Origin of the sequence: Xenorhabdus cabanillasii (genome assembly GCF_003386665.1) — a bacterium.
Lineage (GTDB): Bacteria > Pseudomonadota > Gammaproteobacteria > Enterobacterales > Enterobacteriaceae > Xenorhabdus > Xenorhabdus cabanillasii.
The window spans coordinates 2,032,266-2,044,551 of sequence record NZ_QTUB01000001.1 but is presented as its reverse complement, the minus strand read 5'-3'; the positions used below and the strand labels follow the sequence as shown (position 1 = coordinate 2,044,551).

The window sequence follows — 12,286 nt, the reverse complement described above, 5'->3', positions numbered from 1 at the left end:
ATCGCGCTGGTGGCATTTTGCACCCCGCTACGCAATGGGCCATCGGCACTCTGGCCGATTTTAATCGCCATCCCCTCAAACGCACTGGCTAACACATCCAGATCAGCGCTCAGATTATTCGCCCGTTCAGATGCCTGATCATAGGCGACCCGGGTATCAGTCAGTGACTGCGTTAACGCATCCAGCCTGTCACGACCGACGACCAACTGAGACGCTGCGCTGACATTCGCCCGCCCGAACAGCTTCGCTGCTTCCGCTGTGGACAGTTTTTTTACTTTTAAGGTGATCCAAAGCTGATCCCAGTCCCACAACCGAAGGCCTGAGTTTCTTGTCGGTGGATTTCTCCAGGGCCAGAATAATATTGCGGATCGCGGTCCCGGCTTCTGCGCCTTTTATCCCGCCTGCCGCCAGTATCTGGATCACGGCATTCAGTGCTTCAAAGCTTATCGCGGCCTGTGCCGCGACCGTTCCGCCATTTTTAATAGCCTGCGCCGTTTCGTTAATTTCTGAAGAACCGTATTTTGCGCCGGCGGCCAGTACGTTGATATAACGATCTGCCTGCGCAGCGCCGGCCCCAAACTGATTTAAGGATAACGCCAGTGCTTTGGTGGCTTCAGGTAATTCGATACCGGACGCCTGCGCCAGAATCACCGCTTTTTCCGTCGCCTGCGTCAGCGCTGCCGTGTTTTTCAGCAATTCCGGTTTCGCGGAGGCCATTAATTTCAGGGCATTGGCAATACCGGTTGCCCCGAATTCGGTGGTTCGGCCTAACTGCTGGGCGGTTTCATCCAGTTTCTTTAACTGCGCACCCGTGGCACCCGTAATGGCAGACAGGTCAGACAATGCCTGACCATATTGACGGGTATGGGAAATCATACTGCTCAGTGAAAACCCCGTTCCTGCCAGCATCATTAACTGACCGGAGACAGACTTGATTTCCGAGGCCAGAGAGCTATAGCTCTTTTTCACCTTGTTGGCATCTGCCACCGATTTATCGCTAAAGCGTTCAGACTCCCGCCCAGCATAACGATAGGCATCCATTATCTGGGATTTAAACGCGGTGGCATTGACCAGCAAGCCGACCGTTAATGTCGATAAATTAGCCATAACTTAACCTAATAATTTCATAACAGCCTCACACTGAGCCTGAACCGTATCACGGGGAGGCGAAACAGGCGGATTGTCTGGCTGTTTGCGGTTTTTCAGTCGGTAATAGGCCTGCCATTCGTTAAGCGTGGCGGCGGGCAGAGACAGGATGCGATAGGGGTCAATTTCGCCGAGCTGTTCAGCTAACGTGAAAGCAAAATGCAGCCACGGCGAGCGGGTCAGTTTTTTTTCGGCCTCCTCCAGTGTGCCGATGGCATGACGCTTCACGGTCTGAATCGCTTCAATCAGGGTGGCGTTATCGTGGATCGCCATTAACTCATCGGCGGTGGGCAAATCAGCCTTATCAATGGGTTTCCCCTTATCATCCACCAGACAATCCAGCACCATCTGGATATTCAGGCGGGAGGCGTCGCGCCCGTTTCCGGCATCACTGAACGTTTCCGCTTTTTCTTCCAGTTCCAGTAATTCCAGTGCCGTCATCCGGCGCAGGTTGATTTGGGTGCCAAACAGCTCCACTGCCTTAATCTGCGGGCGTGGGGTGAGTAAGGCGGCTTTCAGATTTTTCATGATTGGGTCACTCCTGTTTTGGTGTCAGCGATACCCCAGACGAGGCTGTTTTGTTTGCCCTTGACCGTGATTTGGATCACTTCACTGGCCGGGGCGTTAATGTCGTTCATTTCCCAACCGGACAGTGCCAGCACCATTGTCGCGGTGCGCTTATTCGGCAGGGCGATGTAAAATTGCACCGTGTCGCGCTTTTCAGCCGCGTTCAGGAAAGAAACAAAATCGGAGTTCTCCGGATCATCAATAAAGCCGAGGGATTTTCCCGGCCCCTCCGGCATATCGGAAATAAATTGTTTGTTGGTATCCATCAAAGTGGTGCAATCGACAAAACTGCCCGTTAGCCCAGTGGCACCCAATGCCTTGCAGTTAATCAGCGGTTTCATCTGTTCCACGCTGTCGCCGGGTTTGCCAAATTTCACGAGTGTACCCGCTGGCAATACGGCGTATTCAGGGGATGTTGCCATGATGTGTTCTCCTATTGACTGTACCCTGATAAGGCATCGCGGATTTCCTGCGCGAGCACTTTAATAACAGTGGTTTTGTTGTAATCCAGCGCCGGACGGATAAAGGGTTTTGGCACCTGCTTAATCGTGCCCATCTCCTGCGCCAGTGCTTTCATACGATGGGGTTTTGTCGGCCCCACGGTGATCATCACCCCGCCTGTGTATTTTTTCGATTTTGTCGAACGGATCTGAATGGCCTCCCGCAGATGGGAACCCTCATTTTTTCGGTTATAACCGGCGTGGGCAGCCATATCTTCTTTAACGATTGCCATGGCAACTTTTCCGGCTTTGCGCAGGATGTGGGTCTGGAGATCACTGTCCAGTACCTGCAATTTATGCCCCAACTCTGTCCATCCCATTGTTTTTGCGGTGATCATGTCAGATGCTCCGTGTAAGTGATGATAAAGTCCCGTGTAATACGGTAGCGCTTGCGGTTTTCCGTCAACTCTTCCACCGCCTGCTGCAACATTCCGCGTGAAACGGTTTGCACCGGATAGCCGCCGAGCCTGCCATGCTGCACGGATTCCCATGTGGTACGGATTTTGGCTTCCAGTCGCAAAGCCTGGGAGTAATCGTTCAGCACCATAATGCTGATTTGGAAACGCGCTTCGATTAACGGCGAGGCCGCCAGCCCGATATTGAATCGGAGATCGCTGATACGCTGATAGGTCACGCCCTCTAACACGCTGGACGGCAGTATCAGCGGATAAACTGGCAGATTCGTTAATCGTTCTAAATCCGCTTTCAGTTCAGGTTCGATCATGGTGCGCATCGGCCTCCGTGGTGATAACGGCACGGTCAGTATGGTTACGATCCACAGTGCGAACGGTAAACAGCCGTCCCTGATGTTCAACCAACCAATCAGGTTCAATATCTTTTCTTGGCCTGACGGTAAATTGTTGCACCTCGATCACCTGTTGCTGATCCGCCGTGCGGATTTTGCGGTTGGACATGGCGTCCGCTCGTGCCCAGGTTTCAGTGACATATTCCCGCCCAATGATTTCAGCACCCAGATCATCACGGTTTTTTACAGGGCGAAACAGTTTAATGCGATAGCGAAGTGAGCCCGCTTTCATCGGCATTCTCCTATAACGGAATAAAACGGTAGGGTTCCAGCAACGATTTAAATCCGGTGGGTAAGGTCTGTGCCTCCCGGTTTTCATACCAGTAACCGACTGCCAGCATAATTGCCAGTGTCACATCGTCAGTCGCTAACAGACCATCCGGATCATCCTCCGGCACAGCCTGTTCATACAGGCGGCGATTCAGATAGTTTTCGACCCGTTTAATGGCCGCCCGCGCATAAGTGTCTAATAAATCATCTTCGGTATGATTATCACTGTCGATACGGCACTGCTGCCGAAGCAGATCAATCGTGGGAAAAGGCATGTCATCTCCTGAGAATAAGGTGACTACGCCTTATCTTCTGCCACTTTCAGCAGTTTCACGGCGTTGCTGTCCACCCGCAGGGAACCAACCCGTTTGGTGGTGTAGAAGTGGATAAACGGCTTATGGGTGTACGGATCACGCAGCATACGCACGCCCATGCGATCTAAGATGGTGTAGCCGCGTTTGAAGATTTATTGAGCATTTCTTATAAAACAGGAGAAAGAGGTTTTATGGAAATGAGTTTCAATATGGAAAAATTAGTTAAATTGAAGAATGTTAATGTTCATATATGTAGAAAGGAAACTACAATTGAGAACTTAGCTGAATATATTTCAGAATTGATTACTAAAGAATGTCCAGTATTGAGTAGTCTAGCTACTGAACTGTATATTTCTGAAGGATTAACTAAAGGATGTTTATATCAAAGACATTAACAGTTAGTTATATATTATGTCCGAAAAAACCACTCGTATGAGTGGTTTTATAGTTTTTGGTTGTTATCTATAACTTATGGGAGCTGCCATATACCATCAACATTTTTTAGTTCTACACCTTCATGAATATATCTATTAGCCGCAACAATTATATCTTGTTTTTGGTTACTAGTATGTACGGCTCCGGAGTCTTTCATTAATTGTACAACAACATCTTCTAATTGTCCCCTTGAAGTTGATAGATCCCTTATATTCACGCCGGCACCTTTTTCGTTACTAAGAAGTATTATGCTTTTATTAGCATACATACCTCCAAGATTACCTGTATCTATAGAAAATCCTGGTTGAGGAGTTTCATTTTCAAATCTGATAGGCATCCCTGGAACCTTCATACTCATGGAATTAGGTCCTATCATCGCTGTAATAATATCAGCATTAATTTTTCCATTTACTTGAAGAGATCTACTGAAAACAACAAGGTTATTCTCAGTAGATTCTAAGCCTTTTTCACCAATAGTAACCTTGCCCTTAGTTACTTCTAAACTAAGTAAATCTTTTTTATTGAAAACAGGTTTACCTGTGCTAATAAAAGATTCCGTTACATTTATGAATTTAGCCCCATTAATAATGACACCATTAGGGTTAGTTATAATCAGCTTAGCATCATCTCCAACTATTTCTATAGCTCCTTTAAGTTGAGATAGATTACCTCCTACTACTTCATTAACAATTAATATAGCAGTCCTATCTGCTAAATTAGGGTTTTTATCTAATTGACCTACTAATTGAGAATTAGTAGAATCTATGGAGTTATTGAAAACCACACCCTTTTCATTAATATTAAACTCTTTATAAGTATTTCTAGACATACCATTAAGAGTTGGAGTAGCTATGTTGATAACCGGAATATTATTAACTTGGTTAATTTGAGTGTTAGAATCATTAAGAATGATATCATTAGCGAAAGCTAGATTAGTAGAAATTAATAAAGTTAATGTAGAAATCTTTGTAAAAGTTTTAAAGTTTTTCATAAAATCCTCTTTTAGGTGCATCTGTTTTGGATAAATCAAAAAATTGTAGGGTAAATAACCAAATAACAAAATGAAAATAGTTTCTACATTCCAAGCAAAGTTCCTTTTAGATCAAAAGGAGCTTTATATTGATAGGCTCTATAAGAATCCACAGTACTTCTTAAATACTCATTAAAGGTTAATCCAGTAAGTACTACTTCATTATAGTTATTATCTACATAATAAACTAAATTAGGAGTATCTGACTCAGTTAATAAGAAATAGTCGTAAATCCCCTCGTTTTCAAATGAAATGATGAAAGGTTTTTGTTTTATCAGATCAAGCCGTTGAATATCTCTAAAAGTGTATTCAAGACTCTCTTGAATTGACATTTTATATTCAAGTTCTGAAAATTTTATTTTATTTTCGTTATTCCTTATCCAATAAAACAATAAAGGTTGACTTTCAAATAACCCTCCACTACAACGACCCATATGAATTAAAAACTCAAGTAACTGACCTTGAATTTTGATATCATATAAATATTCTAATTTTGATATATCTTCTTCGGAATAACCTTTAATATATGTAGTATCTATAGTTAATTCTGGGTAAGCAGAATGTAGATATTCTATTAATTCAGTTTTGGTCATTTTATAATTTTGATTAGTTTCTTTTACTCCAAAATACTGTAGTTTTTCAAAATAGTTAGTTAATTCTTCCACATCATTGCACAGAGGTTTTAAATTACTGGATGAGGGTGTTTTATAGATAGTATATTTTAATTCTTTGATATATTGTACTAGTAAATCATGTTCTCCAGATGTTAGTTTGAGAGTACAAAATACTTCTCTATCTATATATTCTTTTGCGATCCTAGTTGTTTTTAACTGTTCAATATTAGACTCTAAGCAATTTGATATTTCTGAAAAAATAGCTTTTAACCAGGCTAATTTATCATAATTATTTTCTTCAATTTCATTAAATTTAAGTAAAATATCGTGTAAACAGTTTTTAAGAAAAATTAATTCAGGTTGTGACATTCCAACGTAATAAGTAATTACACCTTTATACATTTTTCTATTTAAAAGTTTCATAAACTATCTCTTTAAAGTTTTCTGACAGTTGTGCTGATTGTACCTTCAACCACATTAGTTATTTATGCTTGGTTCTGATTTAAGTTAATTAAATCAGAACCTATACATTTCATCCACAGTCTTATACTAGTGAATGTTATTTTTAACTAAAGTAAACTCCCCTCTTGATCAAAAGGAGGCTTAATTGCATAATTTCTAACGGTAGTATCAACAAGTTTTCTTAAATACTCATTAAGTGATAATCCGGTATTTACTATCGCATTATAATTAGTATCAAGATAATAAACTAAATCGGGGACATATGACTCAGTTACTAAAAAATATTTGTAAATTCCTTCATTTTCCATTGAAATAAAGAAAGGTTTTTGTTTTACCATCCTTTCACCTTGGATTTCAACCAAATCTTTTAGATTTTTTCGACATTCACTTTGAAATATAAGTCCGTCTTTAGAGCTATCAATTTTTGAATAAAATTCTAAAGGATAGTCTCCAAATAATCCCCCACTGCAACGTCCCATGTGAGTTAAAAAATCATATAGTTGTCTTTGAATTTTAATATTATATAATCGCTCTAATTTTAATATATCTTCTTCTGAATATCCTCGTATATAAGTAGTATTGATTGTTAATTCTGGATAAGAAGAATGTAGATATTCTATTAATTCTGTTTTGGTCATTTGAGGTTTCCAACTAGAGGGTTCTACCCTAAAATAAAATAATTTTTGAAAATAATCACTTAAGTTTTCAACATCATTACACAGTGATTTTTTATAAAATAACAATTTACTGTAAAGAGGTCTATTACGAACTTCGCTTTTTAACTCACTGATACAATGCACTAATAAATCATGTTCTCCAGATGTTAGTTTAATAACAAAGACTATTTCATTATCCAAGTACTCTTTTGCGATTTTAGTTGTTGTTAACCTCTCGATATTTAAATTCTTAGACTCCAGACAATTCGATATTTCTGAAAAAATAGCTTTGTACCAAATTAACTTATTGGGATTGTCTTCTTTGATTTGTTTAGATTTAAGTAAAATATCATGTAAACAGTTTTTAAGAAAAGTTAATTCTTCATGTGTCATTCTGATATAGAAAAATGCAACTCCCGATATAGTCTCTCTATTTAAAAGTTTCATATGGATTACTCTTAAGGTCTTGTTCCAGTTGTTCCATGGAATACATTGATAATAAAATCTTTATTCTGTTTTGCAAACACTGCACTAGTATCTTTACAACCAGTACACATTCCTGGAATTTTCATACTGAAAGAGTTTGGGCCTACCATTGCTGTAATAGTGTCAGCATTAATTTTTCCATTTACTTGAAGAGATCTACTGAAAACAACAAGGTTATCAGAATCTAAGCCTTTTTCTCCAATAGTAACTTTACCTTTAGTTACATCTAAACTAAGTAAATCTTTTTTATTAAAAGTAGGTTTTCCTGTGCTGATAAAAGTTTCATTGCTGATAAATTTAGCTCCATCGAGAAAAACGCTATTTGGATTAGTTATTATTAATGTAGCTGCATTGCCTACTGTCTCTACAACTCCTTTAAGTTGGGATTGATTACCTCCAACTACTTCATTAACGATTAGAATAGCTGGTCTATCTCTTAAATTAGGATTTTTATTTAATTGACCTACTAGTTGAGAATTAACAGAATCTATGGAGTTATTAAAAACTAATTCTTGTTCTTCTACGTTAAATTCTTTATAAGTATTCCTAGACATACCATTAAGAGTCGGAGCAGCTATATCTATAACTGGAACATTATTAACTTGGTTAACTTGAGTACTGGAATCATTAAGAATGATATCATTAGCGAAAGCTAGATTAGTAGAAACTAATAAAGATAAAATAGAAATTGAAGTTATTTTTGTAAAAATTCTAATATTTTTCATAAAAGTCTCTTTTTAGGTGGATCTACTTTGATTTGACTCAAAGTAGATCCAATAACGAAATATGTTTAACCGTTATATTCTAAGTAAGTCTCCCATATAATCAGGTGGGATTTTATAAGTGTAACTTCTGCTAGAATCTACAACACTTCTTAAATATTCGTTAAAAGTTAAACTAGTATCTACTATTGTGTCATAGTTAGTATCAAGATAATAAACTAAATCAGGGTTAACTGAATCAGTTAACAAGAAATAATGAAAAATCCCTTCGTTTTCCATTGAAATAAAGAAAGGTTTTTGTTCTATCAAATCAAATCGTTGAACTTCTCTTAATCCATCTTCACATCCTATTTGAAATTTTATCTCATCTCTGATATTAGCAGTTTTACTATAAAAACTTAAAGGTTGATTTGAAAAAAAACCTCCACTGCAACGCCCCATGTGAATTAAAAAATCAAGTAATTGACCTTGAATTTTAATATCATATAAACGTTCTAATTTTACTATATCTTCTTCTGAATAGCCCTTAATGTAAGTAATATCTATAGTCAACTCTGGGTAAGCAGAATGTAGATATTCTATTAATTCGGTTTTAGTCATTTATAACTCCAATTAATCTACTGACCATAAAGATTGTAATTTATGAAAATAATCATTCAATAATTTGGCATTACATTTTTTACTGAAAGAAAACTTTCTATAAAAAGGTTTATAATTGATATCCCGCTCTAAGTTCATAACAGAATATATAATTAACTCAAGTTCTCCATAAGATAATTTAAGGCTATAGAATATTTCAGCGTTTAAATGTTCTTTTTTCAAAATTATCCTTGTTTTTAAATTCTTATCCTTCAAAGCCTCAGATTGTATACAATCTGATATTTCTAAAAAAGTAGACTTATACCAGGATAATTTATCAGGATTTTGCTCTTCAATTTCTTTAGATTTAAGTAAGATATCATGTAAACAGTCCCTAAGAATAACTAATTCTTCATATGTCATTCTGATAGTATAAAAAACTAAACTCCAGATACAGTTTCTCTATTTAAGGTCTTCATATTGATTTAAGGTCTTTATATTGATTTAAGGTCTTTATATTGAATTTATCACTAGATATTTAGGGTTTTTCTACCGATTGTACCCTCAAATATATTAATAATAAAATCTTTGTTTTGATCTGCAAATACTTTGCTATTAGGTTTACAGCCAGCACACATTCCTGGAGATGTAGCACTAGTATTCTGAATAGACATATTTATATCTACTTTCTTACCTTGAAAATTATCTTGAAAATGACTAAATAATTTTTGTTCAGCGTGATTAAAGTTAGTTTGCTTTCCATTAGGAGCTGATGGTATAGAACCACTATCTTCTCTAATCACATTAAAATTAACCCCATTAATATTTACGACATTTGGAGAAGTACCTGACCAAGCATCTCCAATTACAGATAAGTAATATTCTTTTTTACCGTCAACTGTTACTGATGCTCCAGATATACTATAAGATTTTGGATCTGTCCCATCTTTTTTATATTTTGACTTCAAAAATCCATCAATTTCTCCCCGAAGCATATTTGGCTCTAGATTCTTATCTTTAAGCTTACTTAGATCATTAACTCTATGATTCCCTTTAAAGAATTTACCCATACTTCTAAGAGAATCATTGTAAACCCTAGTAGCTTCAGCAAACTTACCATTTTTAGCAAGAGTTTTTTATAGCTTCAACGCTTTTATCAGCTGCTTTTCCTAATTTTGCCCAAGGGGCTGCTGATGCCGCTGCAATTATATAATCTGTTCCTGTTTCTGCATCTTTAACATCTTTAAGTACTGAAAGAGGACTAAATTCTACTATAAATTACATAAAGTTGCGTCAATTAAACAAGCATCTATAGCTTCTTGGAGAGATCCTTCGGGAGGAAATATACTACCATTTTCACCTTTTACAAACATGTTCATGGCATGTTCATCATGGTTGTACACTATAGTTAATTCACCAGCATTAGCTCCAGCATAAACACCTTCAGGAGTTCCTGTAATAGCTGCTCCAGCTAAAGCCCCAACAATTTTACCTCCAATATTAGGGGCTGATGGTATAAAGCCACTATCTTTTCTAATCACTTTATAATCAATCCCTTCAATATAGGAGAAATACCTGACCAAGCTCCTGAGTTTACATATAAGTAATATTCTTTTTTACCATCTACTGTTACAGATGCTACAGATATACTATAAAGTTTCACATTTGGTTTACCTACTTTATAAGAAGCACCTAAATAGTTATCAACCTCTCCTCATAACATGTTTGAATCTAAATTTACATCTTTAAGTTTGCTTAAATTATTAACTCTGTAATTGACTTTAAAGAATTTACAATGCTTCTAAGAGAAGCATTGTAAATCTTAGTAGCTTCAGAAAACTTATCTTTTTAGCAAATTCTTTTATAGTTTTCCACTATAATCTTCTAATAATTTTTCAGTATGACCATCATATATATAGTATTTTCCACTATACCATGCAATAGTCTTATAATTTTCCATAATCAAACCCCGTTCTCTATAATATCTCATAACTTCTTCAGGAGGCCAAATTCTTCCAGCCCGCGAAAAAAGAGCTCCTTCTTTGATTAATTCTTTAGCTACCTTTGCTTTGTCTTCGTGCCCGTATCCCACTATATTAAATTTCATGTAATTTGCTGAACGATCTACATAATTATAATATTCATAAGTTTTATCTTTCTCTACTGCATCGTTGTAGTAGTCTATTACTTCATCAGTAACTACAGAAAAACCTAAGTTTTCCATTCTAGTAATTAAATTCATTATCTTTTTTCGTAATTATAAGACTAAATGTAGTTTCCATATCATCAACGATAATTGAATTTTTCGGATATATACTCATTCTACGTTTACCTTTAAAATAGGTTTAGCTGATGTTGGTACTGAATCTATTACTATTTCAGGAGCTCCTCCGGGCAAATGTTGTCCAGCTCCAAGAAAATGTTCGTTACCAGCTTCTGGTGTAGGGCTTCTGGGACTTACTACGTATATCTTCAATTTTACGAATATTAAATCCATTCATTAATGAATTTTTCATTAGTACCATAACGCCCTATTGAAGGATAATTTGCATCAGATTCAAAAGGATTCATATTATATCCAACATTATCATTCAACATTTGATGTTGACGTATTCTAGCGTTTTGAACTTGTGTTGATACTTCATTTGTTACTGTTTGATATCCACCAATATTAGGTTTCATATTAGTGGTAGGTTCTGTAATTACTATACGAACAACTCCATTAACTTTCATTGGAGTTGTATTTTTAAATGAAGAAAATTTAGAGGGAGATACAGTATCAAATATAAGTGTAGCTACATCTTCTAAAGCTTGTTGATCTCCATTATTGGCTTTTACCACTGTAGATTTAACATCTTCCCACAAGTCTCCATTGACAATAGAATTAAAAATAGTATTAACGGTTTCATTTGCTTTATGTAAATCACCTCTAGCTTGTTGACAATAATTAATACCCAATGCACAAGTTACAAAAGCCGCTGTGGCATCAAATACAGTATCTCCTCCAGCTAATGCAAAATCACCTAATCCTGTTACACTACTTAAAAGGCCATTAACTAATCCAGAAGCCGCGTTTTCACCAATTTTTTTCTCTAACTAATTGTTTTGTAAGTTCTTTATCTTCTTCAAGCTGTTGTCTAATCTTATCTCCACCTAAAGAATTATATATAATGGCTAATTCTGCTGCATCAGCTCCACTATGGACACCCTCTGCTGTTCCTGAAATTAATGCTCCAGCTAAACCCCCTATAACTTTACCACTCATTATTAATTTTTCAGGTTCATTATGAAAAGTATTTTTTAGAGATATTGCTGCATATTCAGCCGCCATTGAACCTACTGCAGCCGCCAGAGGGTCTCCTCCGCCAATTTCAGCTGTAATTGCTGATAAAACTCCATGACTTAGAAGTCTTCCAGTGTCCCCTAAAATCTCCCCATTTCTTCCTATAAGATTTGCGCCTTCAGCATGAAGTTGACTAACTGAATTAGATAATAGTGTGGACATGAAATTATCTTTAAAACTACCCCCATTAATAGTAGTGTTTATTCCAGAGCTAATTAAAGAATGTCCGGCAATCCTTTGAGCAGTAGCTATCCAATCTTTGCTACTCAATATAGGCATACTCTCTTTGCTTATTGCAGCACTGCCTTTATCCCAACCCATTGCAGAATCAAATCCAGCTAATGCACCTCCAATAGC

Annotated in this window: 18 protein-coding genes and 1 pseudogene; all 19 read right to left on the bottom strand. The window is 37.1% G+C overall.

Annotated features, from left to right (window positions below):
• Positions 1-189 precede the first annotated feature (189 nt).
• Positions 190-1,107: a phage tail tape measure protein gene (locus BDD26_RS20125; protein ID WP_244922707.1), complete on the bottom strand. Its 918-nt coding sequence runs from the start codon at positions 1,105-1,107 to the stop codon at positions 190-192.
• Between the two features lie 3 nt (positions 1,108-1,110).
• Positions 1,111-1,674: a hypothetical protein gene (locus BDD26_RS20120; protein ID WP_244922706.1), complete on the bottom strand. Its 564-nt coding sequence runs from the start codon at positions 1,672-1,674 to the stop codon at positions 1,111-1,113.
• Positions 1,671-2,135: a phage tail protein gene (locus BDD26_RS09780; RefSeq protein WP_115826435.1), complete on the bottom strand. Its 465-nt coding sequence runs from the start codon at positions 2,133-2,135 to the stop codon at positions 1,671-1,673. Before BDD26_RS09780 ends, BDD26_RS20120 begins: the two co-directional genes overlap by 4 nt.
• Before the next feature lie 11 nt (positions 2,136-2,146).
• Positions 2,147-2,551, bottom strand: coding sequence for an HK97-gp10 family putative phage morphogenesis protein (locus tag BDD26_RS09775; protein ID WP_115826434.1), 405 nt, complete (start codon positions 2,549-2,551; stop codon positions 2,147-2,149).
• On the bottom strand, positions 2,548-2,946 hold the full coding sequence (locus BDD26_RS09770; protein WP_342353463.1) for a hypothetical protein: 399 nt from the start codon (positions 2,944-2,946) through the stop codon (positions 2,548-2,550). The genes BDD26_RS09775 and BDD26_RS09770 overlap by 4 nt, the downstream gene beginning before the upstream one ends.
• Positions 2,924-3,250 (bottom strand): phage head closure protein, encoded by a 327-nt coding sequence (locus BDD26_RS09765; protein WP_115826432.1) that lies wholly within the window; start codon positions 3,248-3,250, stop codon positions 2,924-2,926. Before BDD26_RS09765 ends, BDD26_RS09770 begins: the two co-directional genes overlap by 23 nt.
• A gap of 10 nt (positions 3,251-3,260) precedes the next feature.
• Entirely contained in the window at positions 3,261-3,563 is a 303-nt protein-coding gene (locus BDD26_RS09760; RefSeq protein WP_115826431.1) for a head-tail connector protein, read from the bottom strand.
• A gap of 23 nt (positions 3,564-3,586) precedes the next feature.
• Positions 3,587-3,751: pseudogene (locus BDD26_RS09755) on the bottom strand (phage major capsid protein); the annotation flags it as partial.
• A 320-nt stretch (positions 3,752-4,071) separates the two neighbouring features.
• Positions 4,072-5,028, bottom strand: coding sequence for a filamentous hemagglutinin N-terminal domain-containing protein (locus BDD26_RS09745; RefSeq protein ID WP_170140392.1), 957 nt, complete (start codon positions 5,026-5,028; stop codon positions 4,072-4,074).
• Positions 5,029-5,111: 83 nt separating this feature from the next.
• Positions 5,112-6,104 carry a hypothetical protein gene (locus BDD26_RS20115; RefSeq protein WP_244922705.1) on the bottom strand — a complete coding sequence of 331 codons (993 nt, stop codon included), beginning with the start codon at positions 6,102-6,104 and terminating at the stop codon, positions 5,112-5,114.
• A gap of 146 nt (positions 6,105-6,250) precedes the next feature.
• Positions 6,251-7,246: a hypothetical protein gene (locus BDD26_RS20110; RefSeq protein ID WP_244922704.1), complete on the bottom strand. Its 996-nt coding sequence runs from the start codon at positions 7,244-7,246 to the stop codon at positions 6,251-6,253.
• 11 nt (positions 7,247-7,257) lie between these two features.
• Positions 7,258-8,010: a two-partner secretion domain-containing protein gene (locus tag BDD26_RS09730; protein WP_115826428.1), complete on the bottom strand. Its 753-nt coding sequence runs from the start codon at positions 8,008-8,010 to the stop codon at positions 7,258-7,260.
• Between the two features lie 72 nt (positions 8,011-8,082).
• Positions 8,083-8,607: an SMI1/KNR4 family protein gene (locus BDD26_RS09725; protein WP_115826427.1), complete on the bottom strand. Its 525-nt coding sequence runs from the start codon at positions 8,605-8,607 to the stop codon at positions 8,083-8,085.
• A 12-nt stretch (positions 8,608-8,619) separates the two neighbouring features.
• A complete protein-coding gene (locus BDD26_RS09720; RefSeq protein WP_115826426.1) occupies positions 8,620-9,009 on the bottom strand; it encodes a hypothetical protein in 390 nt (129 codons plus the stop codon).
• A 107-nt stretch (positions 9,010-9,116) separates the two neighbouring features.
• Complete coding sequence (locus BDD26_RS09715) at positions 9,117-9,656, bottom strand: hypothetical protein (protein ID WP_115826425.1); 540 nt, start codon at positions 9,654-9,656, stop codon at positions 9,117-9,119.
• A 201-nt stretch (positions 9,657-9,857) separates the two neighbouring features.
• Entirely contained in the window at positions 9,858-10,127 is a 270-nt protein-coding gene (locus BDD26_RS09710; RefSeq protein ID WP_170140391.1) for a hypothetical protein, read from the bottom strand.
• 320 nt (positions 10,128-10,447) lie between these two features.
• The gene (locus BDD26_RS09705; RefSeq protein WP_115826423.1) at positions 10,448-10,828 is read right to left on the bottom strand and encodes a hypothetical protein; all 381 of its coding nucleotides are present in this window, start codon (positions 10,826-10,828) and stop codon (positions 10,448-10,450) included.
• A 245-nt stretch (positions 10,829-11,073) separates the two neighbouring features.
• The gene (locus BDD26_RS20105; RefSeq protein ID WP_244922703.1) at positions 11,074-11,544 is read right to left on the bottom strand and encodes a hypothetical protein; all 471 of its coding nucleotides are present in this window, start codon (positions 11,542-11,544) and stop codon (positions 11,074-11,076) included.
• Between the two features lie 118 nt (positions 11,545-11,662).
• On the bottom strand, positions 11,663-12,283 hold the full coding sequence (locus tag BDD26_RS09695; RefSeq protein ID WP_244922802.1) for a DUF637 domain-containing protein: 621 nt from the start codon (positions 12,281-12,283) through the stop codon (positions 11,663-11,665).
• Positions 12,284-12,286: the final 3 nt, after the last annotated feature.

Excerpts from the sequence above, each read along its gene's own strand:
- BDD26_RS09745 (WP_170140392.1), bottom strand. The coding sequence starts at position 5,028 with ATGAAAAACTTTAAAACTTTTACAAAGATTTCTACATTAACTTTATTA.
- BDD26_RS09765 (WP_115826432.1), bottom strand. The coding sequence starts at position 3,250 with ATGAAAGCGGGCTCACTTCGCTATCGCATTAAACTGTTTCGCCCTGTA.
- BDD26_RS09775 (WP_115826434.1), bottom strand. The coding sequence starts at position 2,551 with ATGATCACCGCAAAAACAATGGGATGGACAGAGTTGGGGCATAAATTG.
- BDD26_RS09725 (WP_115826427.1), bottom strand. The coding sequence starts at position 8,607 with ATGACTAAAACCGAATTAATAGAATATCTACATTCTGCTTACCCAGAG.
- BDD26_RS09705 (WP_115826423.1), bottom strand. The coding sequence starts at position 10,828 with ATGAATTTAATTACTAGAATGGAAAACTTAGGTTTTTCTGTAGTTACT.
- BDD26_RS09780 (WP_115826435.1), bottom strand. The coding sequence starts at position 2,135 with ATGGCAACATCCCCTGAATACGCCGTATTGCCAGCGGGTACACTCGTG.
- BDD26_RS20120 (WP_244922706.1), bottom strand. The coding sequence starts at position 1,674 with ATGAAAAATCTGAAAGCCGCCTTACTCACCCCACGCCCGCAGATTAAG.
- BDD26_RS20125 (WP_244922707.1), bottom strand. The coding sequence starts at position 1,107 with ATGGCTAATTTATCGACATTAACGGTCGGCTTGCTGGTCAATGCCACC.
- BDD26_RS09730 (WP_115826428.1), bottom strand. The coding sequence starts at position 8,010 with ATGAAAAATATTAGAATTTTTACAAAAATAACTTCAATTTCTATTTTA.
- BDD26_RS09715 (WP_115826425.1), bottom strand. The coding sequence starts at position 9,656 with ATGGGTAAATTCTTTAAAGGGAATCATAGAGTTAATGATCTAAGTAAG.
- BDD26_RS09720 (WP_115826426.1), bottom strand. The coding sequence starts at position 9,009 with ATGACATATGAAGAATTAGTTATTCTTAGGGACTGTTTACATGATATC.
- BDD26_RS20115 (WP_244922705.1), bottom strand. The coding sequence starts at position 6,104 with ATGAAACTTTTAAATAGAAAAATGTATAAAGGTGTAATTACTTATTAC.
- BDD26_RS09760 (WP_115826431.1), bottom strand. The coding sequence starts at position 3,563 with ATGCCTTTTCCCACGATTGATCTGCTTCGGCAGCAGTGCCGTATCGAC.
- BDD26_RS20110 (WP_244922704.1), bottom strand. The coding sequence starts at position 7,246 with ATGAAACTTTTAAATAGAGAGACTATATCGGGAGTTGCATTTTTCTAT.
- BDD26_RS09770 (WP_342353463.1), bottom strand. The coding sequence starts at position 2,946 with ATGCGCACCATGATCGAACCTGAACTGAAAGCGGATTTAGAACGATTA.